This window comes from Rhodococcus sp. IEGM 1381, assembly GCF_030056795.1.
Classification (GTDB): domain Bacteria; phylum Actinomycetota; class Actinomycetes; order Mycobacteriales; family Mycobacteriaceae; genus Rhodococcoides.
This window is the reverse complement of the sequence record NZ_JASHKQ010000022.1, coordinates 1-17,728: the sequence shown is the minus strand read 5'-3', so window position 1 is coordinate 17,728 and position 17,728 is coordinate 1. Positions and strand designations below refer to the sequence as shown.

General features: G+C 65.2%; 20 protein-coding genes and 1 tRNA gene. 10 read left to right on the top strand and 11 right to left on the bottom strand.

Annotation, left to right across the window (positions count from 1 at the left end):
• Positions 1–49: 49 nt before the first annotated feature.
• The 3 genes from QM797_RS24770 to QM797_RS24760 form a co-directional block, all read right to left on the bottom strand.
• Positions 50–475 carry an SRPBCC family protein gene (locus QM797_RS24770; protein WP_283278337.1) on the bottom strand — a complete coding sequence of 142 codons (426 nt, stop codon included), beginning with the start codon at positions 473–475 and terminating at the stop codon, positions 50–52.
• A gap of 116 nt (positions 476–591) precedes the next feature.
• A tRNA-Pro gene (locus QM797_RS24765) sits at positions 592–665 on the bottom strand.
• Positions 666–682: 17 nt separating this feature from the next.
• Positions 683–1,621 carry a metallophosphoesterase gene (locus tag QM797_RS24760; RefSeq protein ID WP_283278390.1) on the bottom strand — a complete coding sequence of 313 codons (939 nt, stop codon included), beginning with the start codon at positions 1,619–1,621 and terminating at the stop codon, positions 683–685.
• A gap of 185 nt (positions 1,622–1,806) precedes the next feature.
• Here QM797_RS24760 and QM797_RS24755 point away from each other — a divergent pair, with 185 nt between their 5' ends.
• Positions 1,807–2,271 carry a GatB/YqeY domain-containing protein gene (locus tag QM797_RS24755; protein ID WP_283278335.1) on the top strand — a complete coding sequence of 155 codons (465 nt, stop codon included), beginning with the start codon at positions 1,807–1,809 and terminating at the stop codon, positions 2,269–2,271.
• A gap of 66 nt (positions 2,272–2,337) precedes the next feature.
• Here QM797_RS24755 and QM797_RS24750 read toward each other — a convergent pair whose 3' ends face one another.
• Positions 2,338–4,686 carry a penicillin-binding protein gene (locus tag QM797_RS24750; RefSeq protein ID WP_283278389.1) on the bottom strand — a complete coding sequence of 783 codons (2,349 nt, stop codon included), beginning with the start codon at positions 4,684–4,686 and terminating at the stop codon, positions 2,338–2,340.
• 295 nt (positions 4,687–4,981) lie between these two features.
• On the opposite strand from QM797_RS24750, the gene QM797_RS24745 reads away from it, so the two are divergent.
• A complete protein-coding gene (locus QM797_RS24745) occupies positions 4,982–5,305 on the top strand; it encodes a WhiB family transcriptional regulator (protein WP_008712729.1) in 324 nt (107 codons plus the stop codon).
• A 47-nt stretch (positions 5,306–5,352) separates the two neighbouring features.
• On the opposite strand, the gene bagB is transcribed toward QM797_RS24745, so the two are convergent.
• Positions 5,353–6,483: an ATPase BagB gene (bagB, locus tag QM797_RS24740; protein WP_283278334.1), complete on the bottom strand. Its 1,131-nt coding sequence runs from the start codon at positions 6,481–6,483 to the stop codon at positions 5,353–5,355.
• The gene (bagA, locus tag QM797_RS24735) at positions 6,480–7,487 is read right to left on the bottom strand and encodes an ATPase BagA (RefSeq protein ID WP_032380028.1); all 1,008 of its coding nucleotides are present in this window, start codon (positions 7,485–7,487) and stop codon (positions 6,480–6,482) included. Before bagA ends, bagB begins: the two co-directional genes overlap by 4 nt.
• 106 nt (positions 7,488–7,593) lie before the next feature.
• Between bagA and sp36 the strand changes: the two genes are divergently transcribed.
• Together sp36 and QM797_RS24725 are read left to right on the top strand one after the other, a co-directional pair.
• Entirely contained in the window at positions 7,594–7,761 is a 168-nt protein-coding gene (gene sp36, locus QM797_RS24730) for a Sp36 family protein (RefSeq protein ID WP_094609297.1), read from the top strand.
• Between the two features lie 6 nt (positions 7,762–7,767).
• Positions 7,768–8,226 carry a RidA family protein gene (locus QM797_RS24725; RefSeq protein WP_283278333.1) on the top strand — a complete coding sequence of 153 codons (459 nt, stop codon included), beginning with the start codon at positions 7,768–7,770 and terminating at the stop codon, positions 8,224–8,226.
• Here QM797_RS24725 and QM797_RS24720 read toward each other — a convergent pair.
• On the bottom strand, positions 8,207–9,058 hold the full coding sequence (locus QM797_RS24720) for a Gfo/Idh/MocA family protein (RefSeq protein WP_283278332.1): 852 nt from the start codon (positions 9,056–9,058) through the stop codon (positions 8,207–8,209). The genes QM797_RS24725 and QM797_RS24720 overlap by 20 nt on opposite strands.
• 58 nt (positions 9,059–9,116) lie before the next feature.
• Here QM797_RS24720 and QM797_RS24715 point away from each other — a divergent pair, with 58 nt between their 5' ends.
• A complete protein-coding gene (locus tag QM797_RS24715) occupies positions 9,117–9,908 on the top strand; it encodes an MBL fold metallo-hydrolase (RefSeq protein ID WP_283278331.1) in 792 nt (263 codons plus the stop codon).
• 27 nt (positions 9,909–9,935) lie between these two features.
• On the opposite strand, the gene QM797_RS24710 is transcribed toward QM797_RS24715, so the two are convergent.
• On the bottom strand, positions 9,936–10,610 hold the full coding sequence (locus QM797_RS24710) for a Crp/Fnr family transcriptional regulator (RefSeq protein ID WP_027494494.1): 675 nt from the start codon (positions 10,608–10,610) through the stop codon (positions 9,936–9,938).
• 268 nt (positions 10,611–10,878) lie between these two features.
• The gene (locus QM797_RS24705; protein WP_283278330.1) at positions 10,879–11,148 is read right to left on the bottom strand and encodes a hypothetical protein; all 270 of its coding nucleotides are present in this window, start codon (positions 11,146–11,148) and stop codon (positions 10,879–10,881) included.
• Between the two features lie 173 nt (positions 11,149–11,321).
• Here QM797_RS24705 and nth point away from each other — a divergent pair, with 173 nt between their 5' ends.
• From nth to marP, 4 genes are read left to right on the top strand one after another with little or no spacing between them, the layout of a single operon-like run.
• Entirely contained in the window at positions 11,322–12,008 is a 687-nt protein-coding gene (nth, locus tag QM797_RS24700) for an endonuclease III (RefSeq protein WP_283278387.1), read from the top strand.
• Positions 12,009–12,058: 50 nt separating this feature from the next.
• Positions 12,059–12,667, top strand: a complete 609-nt coding sequence (locus QM797_RS24695; RefSeq protein WP_283278385.1) for a TlpA family protein disulfide reductase — start codon at positions 12,059–12,061, stop codon at positions 12,665–12,667.
• Between the two features lie 23 nt (positions 12,668–12,690).
• Positions 12,691–13,377: an NUDIX hydrolase gene (locus QM797_RS24690; protein WP_283278383.1), complete on the top strand. Its 687-nt coding sequence runs from the start codon at positions 12,691–12,693 to the stop codon at positions 13,375–13,377.
• The gene (gene marP / locus QM797_RS24685) at positions 13,374–14,564 is read left to right on the top strand and encodes an acid resistance serine protease MarP (protein WP_283278329.1); all 1,191 of its coding nucleotides are present in this window, start codon (positions 13,374–13,376) and stop codon (positions 14,562–14,564) included. The genes QM797_RS24690 and marP overlap by 4 nt, the downstream gene beginning before the upstream one ends.
• Before the next feature lie 22 nt (positions 14,565–14,586).
• Here the strand turns inward: marP and QM797_RS24680 are convergent, their stop codons facing one another.
• The gene (locus QM797_RS24680) at positions 14,587–15,519 is read right to left on the bottom strand and encodes an alpha/beta fold hydrolase (protein ID WP_283278328.1); all 933 of its coding nucleotides are present in this window, start codon (positions 15,517–15,519) and stop codon (positions 14,587–14,589) included.
• A 24-nt stretch (positions 15,520–15,543) separates the two neighbouring features.
• Positions 15,544–16,038, bottom strand: coding sequence for a phage holin family protein (locus tag QM797_RS24675; RefSeq protein ID WP_057477131.1), 495 nt, complete (start codon positions 16,036–16,038; stop codon positions 15,544–15,546).
• A 243-nt stretch (positions 16,039–16,281) separates the two neighbouring features.
• Between QM797_RS24675 and QM797_RS24670 the strand changes: the two genes are divergently transcribed.
• Positions 16,282–17,652, top strand: coding sequence for an MFS transporter (locus QM797_RS24670; RefSeq protein ID WP_283278327.1), 1,371 nt, complete (start codon positions 16,282–16,284; stop codon positions 17,650–17,652).
• Positions 17,653–17,728 lie beyond the last annotated feature (76 nt).

Below are 17,728 nucleotides of genomic sequence, written 5' to 3'. Positions count from 1 at the left end.
CACGAGAGTATCGAGATCGTCATACTCGAGGATGACGCCGCATGCCCCTCTACGGAGCGAGTCGCGGCAAGTTCTTCGAGATGCTCGACGTCAATGCCTTACCGACGATCGCGGCGAGTCCGGGGACGGGCGCGTCGAATCCGATCGTGTAGTCGAGTTCGGTGCCGCCGTCGGTGGTGGGGGTGAACTTCTGCACGCCCCAGTGGCCGCGTAGCGGGCCGCCTTTGGTGATGCGGTACTCGATCAGCGAGTTCGGCTCGGACGTGATCGTGGTTTCCTCGAACGCGGGCAGCGGTCCGAGCTTCAGGCTGCGCACGGAGCCGACCCCGTTGCGAGATGTCTCTCCGTCCCGAACTCGGACGACCTTCGCCATGAACAGCGGCCCGAGGTTCTCGTGCTCGGACAGCGCCGCGAACACGACCTCAGGCGGAGAAACGAACCGGTGGGTGACGTGGACGCGGGTGGGGGTCGGCATTGTCGTGAGATCCGTTCGCTCGGGGTCGGCAGAGTCGACTCACAGTAGCGTCGATAGGGCAAAGAAAAGGGACCCACTCGATTGAATCGAGTGGGTCCCTTTTCGTGGTCCAACTGTCGGGGTGGCGGGATTCGAACCCACGACCTCTTCGTCCCGAACGAAGCGCGCTACCAAGCTGCGCCACACCCCGTGTACCGCTGGAGAAGTCTAACTCACGACTGCCTCGGAACGCGAAACGCCCTCGTCGGAGACGTTTTTCGGACCCATTCTGGGGGCCGGAGTCAGCGTGATCAGGGTGGCCTCGGGCCGGCAGCAGAAGCGTGCGGGCGCGTAGGGCGAAGTTCCTACGCCCGCAGAGACGTGCAGCTGGGTGTGCGCACCCCACTTGGACGGACCCTTGACCCGGGAACGGTCGATCGCGCAGTTCGTCACCAGGGCGCCGTAGAACGGCAGGCACAGTTGCCCACCGTGGGTGTGACCGGCGAGGACGAGGTCGTAACCGTCCTGGGCGAACTTGTCCAAGACCCGCGGCTCCGGCGAATGCGTGATGCCCAGGCGCAGGTCGGCCAAAGGATTGGGCTGGCCCGCGATGGTGTCGTATCGATCTCGCTTCAGGTGAGGGTCGTCGACCCCGGCAGCCGCGATGCGTACCCCGGCGACTTCGAGCTCACGACGCACGTGCGTGACGTCGAGCCAGCCGCGCTCGGAGAACGCCGCCCGCAGATCGCGCCACGGCAGCGATTCACCCGTCGTGCGCTTGTGGTTCTTGTCGAAGTACTTGAGCGGGTTCTTCGGCTTGGGTGCGAAATAGTCGTTGCTGCCGAACACGAACAGGCCCGGCCGGCCGAGCATCGGCCCCAACGCTTGCACGACGCTGGGGACGGCGCGCTGGTGGGAGAGGTTGTCGCCGGTATTGACGACCAGATCGGGCTCGAGCCGGTCCAGTTCACGTAGCCAGTTCTGCTTCATCCGCTGGCCCGGCATCATGTGCAGGTCGCTGATGTGCAGCACCCGCAGAGTCGCCGAACCCGGCTCCAGCACGGCCATGGACGTCTCGCGCAGCGTGAACGCATTGCGTTCGATGAGGGTGGCGTATCCGAGCCCCAACGCTGCCGCGCCTGCAGTCCCGATCACGGAACTCTTCAGCGGCGCTGCCCTGACGGCATCGCGAGCCTGTTCGGCAGCATTGCGCAGTTGCGTGGAGGCGCTGCGAAGTTGCGTAGAGGTACGGAGAAACGAGGGACTGAATTGTGCGGACACGCTCTCCACGATACGGCAGCAATGGGATATGGACGTGCGAGCCGACGACTGCTCCGCGTAGCGTTTCCGCCATGTCCGAACTCAAGGCCCGTCTCCGTACCGACCTGACCGCATCGATGAAGGCGAAGGACAAACTCCGCCTGGCAACGCTGCGCATGATTCTCGCCGCCATCCAGACCGAGGAGGTCTCCGGGAAGGAGGCCCATGATTTGACCGATGACGACGTGCTGAAAGTGCTGGCCAAGGAAGCGAAGAAGCGCGGCGAATCGGCCGAGATCTACACCCAGAACGGGCGCGGCGAGCTCGCCGCTAACGAGCACGCGGAAGCGCAGATCATCAACGAGTATCTGCCGACCCCGCTCACGGACGAGGAGCTGGCCACCATCGTCGACACCGCTATCGCCCAGGTGGCCGAGGACCTCGGTGAGCGACCGGCGATGAAGCAGATGGGTCAGGTCATGAAGATCGCGTCGGGCCTCGCAGCCGGCAAGGCCGATGGTTCGCGACTGTCGAAGGCAGTCAAAGACCGCCTGTAGTGCGCTCCGCGCAGTGGTGCGGTCAGGTCCCCTCTGGGGCACACAACCGCACCACTGCCGCAGGCACTATCGAGGTGCCGTCAACCCGGGGATCGCCGGTATCTGGATGCCCGGCGGTAGTTCCGGTATCTGAATGTTCGGCAGTAAAGGGGCCGGAGCCGGGGCCGGTCGAACCGAGCCGTCGCTGACGTAGAGCGTGATGTTGGATCCGGGAACCGCCGAACCCGACGGCGACGTGGACACCACGGTGCCACGGGCAGCCTGGTCGGCCGTCGTGGCCACCGTCACCTGGAAGCCTGCGCCCTGCAGTGTGGCTGTTGCCGACGACTGGCTCTGCCCGGTGACATCGGGAACCTGACCGTTGGCGGAGCCGCGGACGTACTTCTGGTCGACGGGTGGCAACGCGATGGGACCGTAGTTGTTGGCGATCGGGGTCATGGCGTCGAACCACGTCCGCGCCGGCTCGTTACCGCCGTACAGGTTGCCCGAGCCGCAAGGCCGCAGCGGGAACGAACAGATCTCGCTGGGCGTCGGCGAATCGCCGTAGGTGTACACGGCGGCGGCGTAGTTGTTGGTGAACCCGAGGAAGCCCGAGGATCGGTTCGACTCGGTGGTACCGGTCTTACCGGACATCGGCAGGTTCCAGCCGGCGGATCCGGCCGCGGACGCGGACGTGCCGCCTGCCTGGTCGTCCTTGCTCATCGCGTTGGCGAGGGTGTTCGCCAAGCCGGGCTCGACGACCTGCTCGCAGGCCTGGTGAGCGACCGGAACGGGCTTACCGTCGCGGTCGAAGATCGAGTCGATGGGGGTGGGCGGGCACCATTTGCCGCCGGAGGCGAGCGTGGCAGCCACGTTGGACAATTCCAGTGGGTTGACCCAGGTGGGTCCGAGGGTGAACGAGCCGAGGTTCTGACTCTTCTGGAAATCGGCCATCGACTGCTCCGTGCCCGACGAACCCGGATCGGTGTACGAGCGGAGGCCGAGGCGAACGGCCATATCGACCGTCGGCGTGACGCCCACCGACTCGATCAGCTTGACGAACGCAGTGTTGGGGGACTGAGCCAGCGCGTCGGTGATGGACAGCGCGGGCGGGTAGTTGCCCGCGTTCTCCACGCAGTACGTGGACGCGGGGCAGTTTCGGGCACCACCGTCGCCGACGCCCTTGACCTCGACACGCTTGGGAACCTGCAGCGTTGCGCTGGTGCCCAGTCCGCGTTCCATGGCTGCGGCCGTGGTGAAGATCTTGAAGATCGAGCCCGCTCCGTTGCCAACGAGGGAGTGCGGTTGCGGCTGCACGGTCTCGTCGTCGTCGGCGTTGAGGCCGTAGGTGCGGCTGCTGCCCATCGCGAGAACCCGGTGCTGGTCCTGCCCGGGTGCGACGACATTCATCACAGTGGCGACGCCGTCGAGGGTCGGGCTGGTGTTCTCGACCAGCGCGGCCTTGGTGGAGTTCTGCACTGCGGGGTCGAGCGTCGTGCGGATGAGGTACCCGCCCTTGTCGATCTGCTCCTGGCTGATTCCGGCCTGGGCGAGGTATTGCAGTGCGTAATCGCAGAAGAATCCGCGGTCGCCTGCCGCGATGCATCCGCGGGGCAGGGTCTGGGGGACCGGCAGCACACCGAGCGGCTCGGCCTTCAGGGCAGTAAGTTCTGCAGCGCGCTCGGGGAGGTTCTGAATCATCGTGTCGAGCACGGTGTTCCGGCGCTCGAGCACACCCTCCTCGTTGGTGTAGGGGTTGAGGGCCGAGCTGGACTGCACCATTCCGGCGAGCATCGCGGCCTGGACGGCGCTGAGCTGGCTGGCGTCGATGCCGAAGTAGGTCTGGGCCGCGTCCTGGATGCCGAAGGACGCGTTACCGAACGGCACCAGGTTGAGATACCGGGTGAGGATCTCGTCCTTGGTGAGCTCTTTGTCGAGCGTCAGCGCCATCCGGATCTCGCGGATCTTGCGGGCGGGGGTCGTCTCGATCGCGGCACGACGCTCGGCGTCGGTCTTGGCCACCACCAGCAGTTGGTAGTTCTTCACGTACTGCTGATCGAGCGTGGACGCGCCCTGCTGCACTTGGCCGCTGGTGGTGTTGGTCAGGAACGCGCGCAGCGTGCCTTGCCAATCCACACCGCGGTGTTCGGCGAATCGACGGTCCTCGATCGAGACGATGGCGAGCTTCATCTCGTTGGAGATCTTGTCGCTCGGTACTTCGAAACGGCGCTGCTCGTACAGCCAGGCGATGGGTGTGCCGTTGACGTCCGTCATCGTCGAGACGGCAGGTACTGCGCCCTCGACCAATTCGGCCGACACGTTGTCGACGGTATCGGCGGCACGATTCGAGGCGTACCCGAATCCTCCGGCCATGGGGAACATCACGCCGGCGAGCAACGCACCGGCGAGTGCTGAACATCCGGCGAGCTTCGCCACGGTTTTTCCGACTGACACAGAGCACAGCGTACGTGGGTGCCGCTCGGACCGGCATCAGGCCCGCACGCGCTGTGTGCTGCGCCCCTGCTCGGGACGGCCGTACCAGAAATGTGACCTCGCCGTCTTGCATTCGCGGCTCGCTTTACCTAAATTATGAGCACGGTGTGATTCACGTAACACTTGATAATGATTGTGGGGCAGCTCTTAGAATCTGTGCTTCGCCAGCGAGGTACAAACTTTCTTGGAGCCTCCGGGGCGTCCAGCGAGGACGACCGACACGCAAAGGGGTATCCGCATGCACACGACAACCGCGCCGACGCGACTCGATGTAGAAGAAGCAGAAGCACGCATCGCCTGGGTGTCGCACGCCCGCTGCAAGGGCACGGACCCGGATCAGCTCTTCGTCCGGGGCGCAGCGCAGCGCAAGGCCGCGACGATCTGCCGGCACTGCCCGGTGCTGATGCAGTGCGGTGCGGATGCACTCGACAACCGAGTGGAGTTCGGCGTGTGGGGCGGCATGACGGAACGCCAGCGCAGGGCGCTGCTCAAGCAGCACCCTGAGGTCGACTCCTGGTCCGAATTCTTCGAGACCCAGCGCCAGCAGCAAGCGGCTATCTAGCCCCTGCCGGGCCCGGCTGGTCCGAAGGCCTGCCGGGCGCGGCCGATCTAACCCTTGCGGGTCAGCTGATCGGCCACCGCACGTAGCGCGGCGAGGTCGGAGACCTCGAACGGCAGGGAGGGGACACCGACGATGGGCACTCGAGGGTGCGCACCGGTGAAGCGCCGCAGCAGCCGCACTTCACGCGCTGCCGTCACAGCGCGTTGCGCGTGAATTCGTAGAACCGCAGCGGTCAGCGTCGAGCCCGGGTCGTCGATCCGATCGAGCAGGTCTGCGGCGGTGGCAGCATGATCGGCTTGCACCGACGACAGAGTCGGGTGCGTCCGGTTCACCACGAGGCCGGCCAACGGCATCTTCTCCGCCGAGAGGCGTTCGACGAAGAACGCCGCCTCTCGCAATGCGTCGGGCTCCGCGGCAGCAACGACGAGGAAGCTGGTGCCGTCCTCGCGTAGCAGCTGGTAGGTGCGCGTCGCACGCTCGCGAAATCCGCCGAACATCGAATCCAGTGATTGAACGAAAGCCGATGCGTCCGAGAGCATTTGGCTTCCGATGACGGTGGAGACACCGCGCATCGCCAAACTCATCGCGCTGGTGACCACCCGGGTGATGCCACGGCCGGGAGCGGTGAGAAGCCGGATGAACCGGCCGTCGAGGAACGAGCCGAGCCGCTGCGGTGCATCGAGGAAATCCAGTGCATTGCGCGACGGGGGCGTATCCACCACGATCAGATCCCACGACGGATCCAGGGACAACTGCCCCAGCTTCTCCATCGCCATGTACTCCTGCGTACCCGAGAACGACGACGCCACCGTCTGATAGAACGGGTTGGCGAGGACCTGCTGGGCCTTCTCCGGCGTCGAATGTTCGATGACCATCTCGTCGAACGTGCGCCGCATGTTCAGCATCATCGCGTGCAGCTCGCCCTTGGCACCGGCACCCAACTTCACCGGCTGCGGGCTGTTGTCGAGATCGCCGAGCCCCAGAGCCTGAGCCAGACGGCGGGCCGGATCGATCGTCAACACCACCACACGCCTGCCCTGCTCGGCGGCACGTAACGCCATCGCGGCTGCCGTCGTCGTCTTACCGACCCCGCCTGCCCCGCAGACCACGACGATCCTCGACGTGGGATCGGTCAGAATGCGATCGACGTCGAGTTCGGTTGCTACTGGTCGAGTCATCGGACACCCTGTTCTGCCAGCTTGGCGGCGAGCTCGTACAAGCCGCCGAGATCGACACCGTCGGCCAACATCGGCAACGACATGCGTGCGACGTCGAGTTCGTCGAGTTGAGTCGCGCTCTCCACCTGAGCCGAGAGCGTCGACGCGTGCTCGATCGATTCGGTGAGCAGACCCGCAAAGTCGGCCTCGGAGAGCGTGATTCCGGTCTTGGCGAGGCCGTCCTGGATGGCAGCGGCGTCGATGTCACCCTCAGCGATGGCCTCGAGCGAGTCGTCCGGCAGGAATGTCGGTTCGGTGCGGTTGACGATGACCGTGCCCAGCTGCAGATCCGCCGCTTCGAGTTCACGTACCGCGTCGGCGGTCTCCTGAACCGGCAGAGCTTCGAGCAGTGTGACGAGATGCACGACGGTGTCCGCCGAGTGCAACAACCGAACCACGCCCTCACTCTGCGAACGCACCGGGCCACCCTTGGCCAGATCGGCCATGGCCTTGGTGACATCGAGGAAGTTCCCGATGCGACCGGTCGGCGGCGAGTCGACGACGACCTCGTCGTAGGCGCGATTTCCCTTCTTGTCCGTCCGCACCACACATTCCTTGACCTTGCCGGTCAGGAGAACGTCGCGCAGACCTGGCGCGATGGTCGTCGCGAACTCGATGGCACCGATCTTGCGCATCGCACGGCCGGCGAAACCGAGGTTGTAGAACATGTCCAGGTATTCGAGGAACGCGGTCTCGATGTCGATGGCCAGCGCGTAGACCTCGCCGCCGCCGTCGGCCGAGGCCACGCGCGTCTCGACCGGAGGCAGCTGCGGCACGTCGAACAGCTGCGCGATGCCCTGCCGTCCCTCGACCTCCACCAGCAGTACGCGTCGGCCGCCTGCGGCGAGCGCGAGCGCCAACGCGGCGGCGACCGTCGACTTGCCGGTGCCGCCCTTGCCGGACACGAAATGCAGCCGCGCGGCATCTGCCTTCGCCGGCCATCCCTCTTCGTTCGATGTACCCACGACTCGACCATATAGAGACTCGATGCCGGTCGTCCGACGGAACCGGCAATCCCGTGTTCGCAGTGACGCACCCCTCGTGTTCGGCCGGACGATAGGCTCACCAGTCATGAGCGAAAAGATCATCTGGGAGTACTTCACCGCACCGGTCCTGATTCATGCCACCAAGCAGATTCTCGACAACTACGGTTCCGAGGGCTGGGAGCTCGTCACGATCATGGCGGGACCGAACGGCGGCGACACGCTGGTCGCGTACTTCAAGCGTCCGAAGGCCTGAGCGCAGATGGCCGACTGGAGCGAACGGCTGTCCGAGCTGGGCATCGAGCTGCCCGACGTGGTTCCGCCGTTGGCGGCGTACGTCCCGGCGGTACAGGTGGGTTCCCTCGTCTACACCTCGGGTCAGCTGCCGATCGTGGACGGAGATCTGACGTCTGCGGGCAAGGTCGGCTCCGACGTCTCGGCGGAGGACGCCACTGCAGCGGCGCGCATCTGTGCGTTGAACGCGCTCGCCGCGGTACACGGGCTCGTCGGTATCGACTCGATCGCACGCGTGGTCAAGGCCGTCGGCTTCGTGGCGTCCGCACCGGGGTTCACCGGTCAGCCCGGGGTGATCAACGGGGCTTCGAACGTCATCGGTGAGATCTTCGGCGACGCAGGCAAGCACGCCCGTTCGGCTGTAGGGGTTGCTGAACTGCCCCTCGGTGCTTCGGTTGAAGTGGAGCTCATCGTCGAGCTGCGTTGATCACCTTCTGGAGGTGCAGTCCTCGGTGCACCGAGCATTCGTGATCGACACCCGACTCGACCGACTCGAGGAATTCGTCCAGCAACACGGCGAAGCAATCGGTCGACGAGGTGGATCGATCGGTGAGGGTCTCGACTCCGTCGGTACCGCTCAGCTCGATGCGCATGAGCGACGGCATGATCGGCGTCCGTAGTGACAATTGCACCGTGCTGCGGGCGCCGCCTTCGTGCTCGAGCAGCACCGTCCAACTGTCCGACGCCACCTCGCGGTGCGAGTAGGCAACGCGCGCAATGGTTCCCAGTGCAGCGTCGAGTAGGTCGAACACGTGTGGCCCGATGTCGAGTATCGCCCCGTCGTCGTGTCGCCACTGCGAATTGGCGTATGCCCCGCCGAGGATCGCTCCGGAGAACCAGGTTCCCGATCCTGCTGCCCACGTACGTCCGGCCGCCGCGTCGAGGAATTGTCTTGTCTCCGGGGCGAATCGGAGAGTCAAGGTCACCATCGACCGCACTCCGGCTGCCGTGACGGCCGCCGCAAGTTGCTCGGCCTCGGCCACGGTTGCCGCAATCGGCTTGTCCAGCAACACATGTTTGCCTGCCTCGACTGCGCGCAGCGCCAACCCGGCCTGCACGGCCGGCGGCACTGCGAACGCCACCGCGTCGACAGCGCCCAACAATGCGTCGAACGAGTCGAAGACCGGCGCTCCCAGTTCGGCCGCGGCATCCGGTCTGCGTGCCCACACTCCGGTGAAGTCCGCTCCCGGATGAGCGGCCAACGAGGGGGCTTGAGTCTTGCGAGCCCAGGGGCCCGCTCCGACGAGTCCGATCTTCATGAGAGTCGACGGTAGTCCTCGTCACCACGGCCTGGAGCGGGCGACCTACAGTACTTTCATGGCCGTCTCGAACCCACAGCATCCCGCGTACGGACTTCTACGGCAGGTGACGCCGACCGCGTCGGTTCTGCTCGCCGACAACCCGGGCAAGATGACTCTCGACGGAACGAACACCTGGATTCTGCGGGCTCCCGGGTCCGAGGAGTGCATCGTCGTCGATCCGGGTCCGAAGGACCGAGCCCATCTCGATGCCGTCGCCGCGTCGGGCACGGTGGTTCTGACGCTCGTGACCCATCGCCACGCGGATCACACAGGCGGAGTGAAGCGGTTCCACCGTAAGACGTCCGCTCCGGTGCGGGCGATCGGCGAGAAGTTTCTGCACGGGGACGGTGCGACATTGGCCCACGGCGAGATCATCGAAGCGGCCGGATTGCGCATCGAAGTTCTGCACACGCCCGGGCACACGGCAGATTCGGTGAGTTTCGTGCTCGATGACGCAATTCTGACGGGAGACACGATCCTCGGCCGCGGCACCACGGTGCTCGACCCGAAGGACGGCTCCCTCGCGGATTACCTCGACTCGTTGGACCGGCTGGAAGCGGCAGGTGCCGGAAAGATGGCGCTGCCTGGGCACGGACCCGAACTGCCGGACGCTGCCGAGGTGGCGCGAGCGTATCGCGCTCACCGTCGGCAGCGGTTGGATCAGGTTCGCGCGGCGCTCGTCGAGATCGGCGAGAACGCGAAACCGATGCAGGTGGTACGCCACGTCTATTCGGACGTGGACAAGAAGCTGTGGCCGGCTGCGCGGATGTCGGTCAAAACGCAGCTGGCCTACCTTCGAGAAAACTAGCGAGCTGCTGTCTCGACGGAACTCGGCCTAGCGAGCTCGGCGGGCCAGACGCTCGGAGTCCGAGATCAGCACGGACTTGCCCTCGAGGCGCAGCCATCCGCGGTGTGCGAAGTCGGCCAGAGCCTTGTTGACGGTCTCGCGAGAGGCTCCGACGAGCTGAGCGATCTCTTCCTGCGTCAGGTCGTGGGTCACGCGAAGCGATCCCGCTTCCTGCGTACCGAAGCGCTGCGCGAGCTGCAGCAGCGCCTTCGCGACACGTCCGGGGACGTCGGTGAAGATGAGGTCGGCCAGGTTGTTGTTGGTGCGGCGCAACCGGCGGGCCAGCACGCGCAGCAGCTGCTCGGCGATCTCGGGGCGCTGGTCGATCCAGTCCTTGAGCGCAGCGCGGTCCATGCTGACCGCGCGCACCTCGGTGACCGTGGTGGCCGAGGACGTACGGGGGCCGGGATCGAAGATGGAGAGCTCGCCGAACATGTCCGACGGACCCATGATCGTCAGCAGGTTCTCGCGGCCGTCGGGGGAGCGTCGTCCGAGCTTGATCTTGCCGGAAACGATGATGTAGAGCCGGTCTCCGGGCTCACCCTCGTTGAACACAACGTGTCCGCGGGGGAAATCGACAGGCTGCAGCTGCTTCGTCAGGGCCGCAACCGCAGAGGGCTCGACTCCTTGGAAGATGCCGGCCCGTGCCAGGACGTCGTCCACTTGCGCTCCTTTAGGGATGTCGACGATGCGGCAAACCCGCACCACCGAAGGCGTTTGTACACAGTCGTGCCACCCACCGAACTGCGTGGGCAGTTCAGGCGTCGAAGCCGGTGCAATGTTCAAACACAACAATTACCTCAGGGGAGTCTACTTCGACTCGGTCGAAACCGAGTGATCGACGCCACCACAGGTTGCCAGAGCGATTGCGTGCGTGTCCCCGTTCACCGAATATTCATCGAAAATACGGCCTAACGGACGAAACGGATGCTCAGCTGGCGCGTCGGTCGACCATGCCGTCGCGCGTGTCGATGGTTCGCGGCGGGGTCTGTCGACGCTTGCGGGTGTTGAACCGAGCCAGCGCGTGCGGGAAGCCTTCGTTGGCCAGTGTGGCGACCTCGGACCTGCTCGCCTGATCGAGGAATTCCTCTACTTCGTGCTCCCGGACGCCGAGCTTGCTGAGCCGGAACTCGAAGCGCTCCATCGCGAGTGCGAAGAGCATGAGTAGTACCGGAAAGAGCACCACGGCGAGTCCTTGCATACCGGCCAGTTAACACCGAAAAGGTCTCGATACAAACACAGCTCGGTGCGGTCGCGTAGTTCGTTACGCATTCTTGTCCGTACAGTTGTGGAGTGGATTCGACAGCTCCGAAACGCCCCGACGTGCGCAAACGCGAGGAGACGCACCTCGGGCTCGTGCGTCGAGCTCGGCGAATGAACCGGACGCTAGGGGTCGCCTTCCCGCACGTGTACTGCGAACTCGACTTCACCACGCCCCTCGAACTGGCCGTGGCGACCATCCTGTCCGCACAGTGCACCGACAAGCGCGTCAACGTGGTCACTCCGGCACTGTTCGTGAGATACCGCACAGCCCGCGACTACGCCGAAGCGGACCGCACCGAACTCGAGGAGTTCATCCGCACCACGGGCTTCTACCGGAACAAGGCCAACTCGCTGATCGGGCTAGGGCAGAAGTTGCTGGAGAACTTCGACGGCGAAGTGCCGTCGACGCTGAAAGACCTCGTCACCCTGCCGGGAATCGGCCGCAAGACGGCCAACGTCGTTCTCGGCAATGCGTTCGACGTACCCGGCATCACGGTCGACACCCACTTCGGTCGGTTGGTGCGGCGCTGGCAGTGGACGGAGGAAGAGGACCCGGTCAAGGCCGAGCACGCGGTCGGCGCGTTGATCGAGCGAAAAGAGTGGACTCTGCTCTCGCATCGCGTCATCTTCCACGGCCGACGCGTCTGCCACTCCCGTACTCCGGCGTGCGGGGTGTGCGTGCTCGCGAAGGACTGCCCGTCGTTCGGCCTCGGTCCGACCGATCCGGCCGCCGCTGCGGCCCTGGTGAGGGGCCCCGAGACCGAACACCTTCTCGCTCTTGCCGGAATCGTGTCGTGAACAAGGCCGCTCTTCGCTGGTCTCTGGTTGCGCTCATTCTCGTCGTCGGGATGGTCTATGCGCTGTGGCCCCGCAGTGAACCTCCCGGCGCGCAGGTCTCGGACGGCCCCGGCCTCGGTCAGGCAGGACCGTCGACGGCCGAGCGCCGGGCCGCCGACACGCCCGAAGCGCTCGCACCGCTGCGGCGCAGCGCCGGTCTCGCCGCATGTCCGACTCCGTCGGGCAATTCGGCGGGCCCGTTGACGGGCATCACACTCGAATGCATCGGCGACGGCTCGTACATCGACCTGGGCCAGGCCCTGGCCGGTCGACCCGCGCTGGTGAACATCTGGGCCTACTGGTGCGGACCCTGCGCGGAGGAATTGCCGTACCTGCAGCAATACGCGGAGCGGGCGGGTGATGCCGTCACGGTCCTCACGGTGCACAACGACGCCAACGAGGCGAACGGCCTCACTCGGCTCACCGACTACGGGGTCACCCTGCCCGGAGTTCAGGACGGCGGCGGCCGCGTCGCGGCCGCGGTGGGAGCACCGAACGTTCTGCCCGTATCCGTTTTGATATCTGCGGATGGCACTGTCGCCAAGGTGCTCCCTCAACCCTTCACAGGCGTCGACGACATCGCCGACGCCGTGCGCGAGAACCTCGGAGTCGCGTCGTGAGCGCACCCGAGTGGCTCGGGCGCATGCTCGACGTCGCCGGCAGCGCGAACGGACTGACCGACACCACCGGCATCAACCCGGTGCTGCAGCGGCACGCGCAGCCGGCCGACCAAACCCGTTCCGCGGCGGTGTTGGTGCTGTTCGGTGGGCCGGCCGCCGCTGATCCGACCGCTCCCGGTGGGCTACCAGCCGATGCCGACGTGCTGCTGACCCAGCGCGCGTCGACGCTGCGTGATCACAGCGGACAGATCGCCTTCCCCGGTGGTGCCACCGATCCCGGTGACGACGGTCCCATCGGTACCGCGCTGCGTGAGGCGCAGGAGGAAACCGGTCTCGACCCCGCCGGCGTCGTACCGCTGGCAACGATGCCGGGGATCTATGTGCCGCCGTCGCGCTTCGACGTGGTTCCGGTGCTTTCGTACTGGCAGTCCCCGAGTCCGGTTCGGGTGGTCGACGCGGGCGAAACCGAGCGGGTGGTGCGAGTTCCGTTGCGAGAGTTGCTCGATCCGGACAACCGATTCCAGGTGCGCCACCCCGCCGGCTACCAGGGCCCGGCCTTTTCGGTACAGGGAATGCTGGTGTGGGGATTCACGGGCGGTATTCTGGCGGGCCTGCTCGCTGTGTCGGGCTGGGAGTCCGAGTGGGACACGGGGGACATACGCGATCTGGAGGCCAGCTTGACTGCGGTAGGAGCGAGGCTCGATCGGTGACGGGTTCAGGGTGGGTCGATATCGCGGTGGTCGCCATCGCATTGTTGGCGGCAACATCGGGATGGCGGCAGGGTGCGGTGGCGTCGGCGCTGGCGTTTCTCGGCGTCGTGCTCGGGGCCGTTGCCGGCATTCTGGTGGCACCGCACGTGCTCGAACACGTCGACGGTTCGCGAATGCGGGTATTCGTCGGCATCGCGTTGATCGTGGTGTTGGTGATCGTCGGCGAGGTAGCCGGCATGGTGCTGGGTCGCGCGTTGCGTAGCGGAATACATTCGCGCGCAGCGAGATCCGTGGACAGCACGATCGGGGCGGGTCTGCAGGCCGCGGCCGTTCTTGCTGCCGCGTGGCTGCTCGCCATCCCGCTGACGTCGTCGTCGCAGCCCGAGGTCGCCAGTGCGGTGCGTGGCTCGACGGTCCTGGGCAAAGTCGACGAGGTGGCACCCGACTGGTTGCGTCAGGTGCCCAAGGAATTCTCGGCGCTGCTCGACACCTCCGGATTGCCGGACGTCATCGGACCGTTCGGTCGCACGCCGGTTGCCGACGTCGCGGCTCCGGATTCGGGCATCGCAGCGGGTCCGATTCCGGTGGCGCTGCAGTCGAGCGTCATCAAGATCAACGGCATCGCGCCGAGCTGCCAGAAAGCCCTCGAAGGCTCCGGCTTCGTCGTCGGGTCCGACCTGGTGATGACCAACGCGCACGTCGTGGCAGGGACGTCCGAGGTGACCGTCGATTCTCCCAACGGCCCGCTCGACGCCGACGTCGTACTGTTCGACCCCGAAGAAGACGTTGCGGTGCTTCGTGTTTCGCAGCTGCAGGCACCGGTGCTCGATTTCGCTCCGACGCCGGCCGAATCGGGATCCGACGCCATCGTGCTCGGTTACCCCGGCGGCGGTCCTTACACAGCGAGCCCGGCCCGGATCCGCGAGATCATCAACCTCAGCGGCCCCGACATCTACCGCACCGGAACCGTCCAACGCGAGGTCTACACGGTGCGCGGATCGGTGCGACAGGGCAATTCCGGTGGACCACTGGTCAACTCGTCCGGTGAGGTTCTCGGTGTCGTGTTCGGTGCCGCTGTCGACGACCCCGACACTGGATTCGTTCTGACCGCCTCAGAGATCGCGGACGAGCTGGCACAGAGCTTCGATGCACCGGTCAGCGTGGGTACCGGCGACTGCATCGTCTGACCCTGTCGTCTGGCCCTGTCGTCTAGTTCTCGCGGACGACGCGCAGGATCTCCTCGGACACCACGTCCGGTGCTTCCTGGTGCACGTAATGCCCCACGTCCCGCACTGTTCGACGCGTCAGCCCCGGGGCCCAGTGCCGATCCCGATCGAGGGTGGTGGGCAACACGTACGGGTCGAGGTCACCGCTTATCTGCGCAACGGGGATGGAGGTGCGTACGTCCACGGCGTCCATGAAGCGGCGTCCGTCGGAGCGGAACTGGCTGCGGAACGCCCAGCGCTGATATTCCAGCGCGCAATGTGCGGCACCGGGAATGCGGATGGCAGAGCTCATCTTGGCTGCGGTGTCTGCAAAATCCTCGGTGCTCTTCCAGGCGGACCCGGCTCGACTACGCATCAGTTCTTCCACCGCGCCGCCACCTCGACGGGTCAGCAGCCTTTCGGGCTGCAGCGGAACCTGGTAGCGAACGAAGTGTGGCAGCAGAGCCGCGCGTTGTGCAGAATCCTTCAACACTGCACGGCGCAGAGAGATGGGGTGCGGGGCGTTGATAAGCACCATCGAGCGCACCAGACGTGGATGCAGAGCCGAGCTGGCCCAGCAGACCAGTCCGCCGTCGGCGTGGCCGACGAACGTGGCATTCGGGTAACCGAGGGCGCGAATCAGGCCGACGATGTCGCCCGCCAGGGTCCACCCGTCGTATCCGCGTGGGGGTTTGTCGGAATCGCCGTACCCGCGCAGGTCGACGGCGATGGCGCGTACACCGGACCGAGCGAGTGCATCGAGTTGGTGTCGCCACGAGTACCAGAAATCGGCGAAGCCGTGCAGTAGGACCACCAGCGGCGCGTTCGGTTCGTGTTCGCCGACTTCGACGATGTGGAACCGGATTCCGTTGGCGTGGATATCGCGATGGATCCACTGTCCCGGATAGCGGACCGTGGACGGATCGGGTTGATTCATACTGCTCGACTCGCCGGGCGTCGACTACTTCTTGTAGCCGGGAATTCCGGGGATGGAATCGTGCTGGTTCGGCAGCACCGTCGACGCCTGCTTGAGCGAGTCGATGGTCTTCTCGGGCTTGCGCAGCTTCTTGACCCTGCGATAGCCCAGGAAACCGAACAGCGCCGCGGCCAAGACCATGACCGCGAACACGATGAGGAAGGCGGCCCAGCGGTAGAGCCACACGTCGAGCAGTTCGGCGGCGAAGAAGAAGAAGAAGAACGTGCTGAACAGCAGCACCGTCAGCGCGATGATGAAGAAGACGCTGCCCTGCAGACCCTTCTTGACCTCGCCGGTGACCTCGGCTTTGGCGAGGGCGACTTCGGCGCGCACGAGCGTCGAGACTTGGGTGGTGGCGTCCTTGACGAGATTTCCGATGCTGGCGCTACCCGGGGTGCGGGCATCGACATCGGTCAGAGGTATCGACGAAATCGTGTTCGGGACGCCGTTGCCGTATCCCTTGTCATTGCTGACGCTCAACTCTCGACCCCTTGTAATCGCTCTGCTCGGTGTTATGCGAATCGTATCGACAGTAGTGCCTAGGTAGCAGATTAACCGCTACGCGGCGGCCGAGCGATGCTCGGCCCGCCGATGGTTACCTCCCCGCCCGTCGAGACAAACACGGAAATGTTGCACGAATCGGCAACGAACGGACCGGGGGCGTGAAATTCTCAGGTGTTCATCAGGTAATTTTCAGGGAACTTCCCTCTTCAGGAGCAATTCGTGAGTTCAGCACACGCCGTCACGGACGACGGCGCAATTCCCGCACCTCAGGTGCCTCGGTCACGCATCGTGATCGCCTCGATGGTCGGCACGTCGATCGAGTTCTTCGACTTCTACATCTATGCCACCGCCGCAGTGCTCGTCTTCCCGCGGCTGTTCTTCCCCGCGGGCAACGACACGACCGCGCTGCTGGCGTCGTTTGCGACGTTCGGTTTGGCGTTCGTCGCCAGGCCCATCGGCTCGATTCTGTTCGGCCACTTCGGTGATCGCATCGGACGCAAGGCGACCCTCGTCGGGTCCCTGCTGACGATGGGTGTCGCGACGTTCGCGATCGGACTCCTGCCGACGTACGCCGCGGTGGGTCTGTGGGCTCCGGCTCTGCTGGCGATCATGCGCTTCACCCAGGGCGTCGGCCTCGGCGGTGAGTGGAGCGGTGCGGCGTTGCTGGCCACCGAAACCGCCAAGCCGGGCAAGCGAGCCTGGGCGGCGATGTACCCGCAGCTGGGCGCGCCGATCGGCTTCTTCTTCGCCAACGGCATCTTCTTGCTCATCGTCATCGCGACCGGCTACGACTCCGCGACTGCCGGCACCGACCACGCGTTCCTCACGTGGGGCTGGCGAATCCCGTTCCTGCTCAGCGCGATCATGGTGATCATCGGCCTGTACGTCCGACTCAAGCTCGAGGAGACGCCGGTGTTCAAGCTGGCCGTCGAGCGCGGCCAGAAGGTCAAGACCCCGCTGGCTCAGGTGTTCAAGACCAGCTGGCGTCAGCTGATCATCGGTACCTTCGTCATGCTCGCCACGTACACGCTGTTCTACATCATGACCACGTGGGTGGTCAGCTACGGAACGGGCAAGGTGTCCGACGTCAACGGCCCCAAGCTCGCGATTCCGTACACCGACTTCCTGGAGCTGCAGCTCATTGCGGTGCTGTTCTTCGCGGCACTGATTCCGGTCGCCGGACTGCTGGCAGACAAGTACGGCCGTCGCCCCACGCTCATCGTCATCACCGCGGCGATCGTGCTCTTCGGTCTGTCGTTCCATTGGTTCGCCGACCCGTCGTCCGCGTCGGCAGGCAAGATGCTGGTGTTCATGTGCGTCGGCCTCGGGTTGATGGGCCTGACGTTCGGACCTATGAGTGCCGTTCTGCCCGAGCTGTTTCCGACCAACGTGCGCTACACCGGCTCGGGAATCTCGTACAACACCGCGTCGATCCTCGGAGCCGCAGTGGCACCGTTCATCGCAACCTGGCTGGTGAGCAGCTACGGCGTCGGCTGGGTTGGCGTCTACCTCGCCATCGCTGCAGCGTTGACCTTGATCGCGTTGATCATCATGAAGGAAACACGAGACCAGTCGCTCGACAGCGTCTGAGCGGCTTCGCCGCACGTGAGCGGAAATTCGTGACGGGTTCACGTGGTCGTCGCAACGAGCAGTCGTTTGTTGTACT

Bases quoted from the DNA above. Each gene is read 5' to 3' on its own strand.
- QM797_RS24770 (WP_283278337.1), bottom strand. From the start codon at position 475: ATGCCGACCCCCACCCGCGTCCACGTCACCCACCGGTTCGTTTCTCCG.
- QM797_RS24755 (WP_283278335.1), top strand. From the start codon at position 1,807: ATGTCCGAACTCAAGGCCCGTCTCCGTACCGACCTGACCGCATCGATG.
- QM797_RS24745 (WP_008712729.1), top strand. From the start codon at position 4,982: ATGCACACGACAACCGCGCCGACGCGACTCGATGTAGAAGAAGCAGAA.
- bagB (WP_283278334.1), bottom strand. From the start codon at position 6,483: ATGACTCGACCAGTAGCAACCGAACTCGACGTCGATCGCATTCTGACC.
- sp36 (WP_094609297.1), top strand. From the start codon at position 7,594: ATGAGCGAAAAGATCATCTGGGAGTACTTCACCGCACCGGTCCTGATT.
- QM797_RS24725 (WP_283278333.1), top strand. From the start codon at position 7,768: ATGGCCGACTGGAGCGAACGGCTGTCCGAGCTGGGCATCGAGCTGCCC.
- QM797_RS24720 (WP_283278332.1), bottom strand. From the start codon at position 9,058: ATGAAGATCGGACTCGTCGGAGCGGGCCCCTGGGCTCGCAAGACTCAA.
- QM797_RS24715 (WP_283278331.1), top strand. From the start codon at position 9,117: ATGGCCGTCTCGAACCCACAGCATCCCGCGTACGGACTTCTACGGCAG.
- QM797_RS24705 (WP_283278330.1), bottom strand. From the start codon at position 11,148: ATGCAAGGACTCGCCGTGGTGCTCTTTCCGGTACTACTCATGCTCTTC.
- nth (WP_283278387.1), top strand. From the start codon at position 11,322: ATGAACCGGACGCTAGGGGTCGCCTTCCCGCACGTGTACTGCGAACTC.
- QM797_RS24695 (WP_283278385.1), top strand. From the start codon at position 12,059: ATGGTCTATGCGCTGTGGCCCCGCAGTGAACCTCCCGGCGCGCAGGTC.
- QM797_RS24690 (WP_283278383.1), top strand. From the start codon at position 12,691: ATGCTCGACGTCGCCGGCAGCGCGAACGGACTGACCGACACCACCGGC.
- QM797_RS24680 (WP_283278328.1), bottom strand. From the start codon at position 15,519: ATGAATCAACCCGATCCGTCCACGGTCCGCTATCCGGGACAGTGGATC.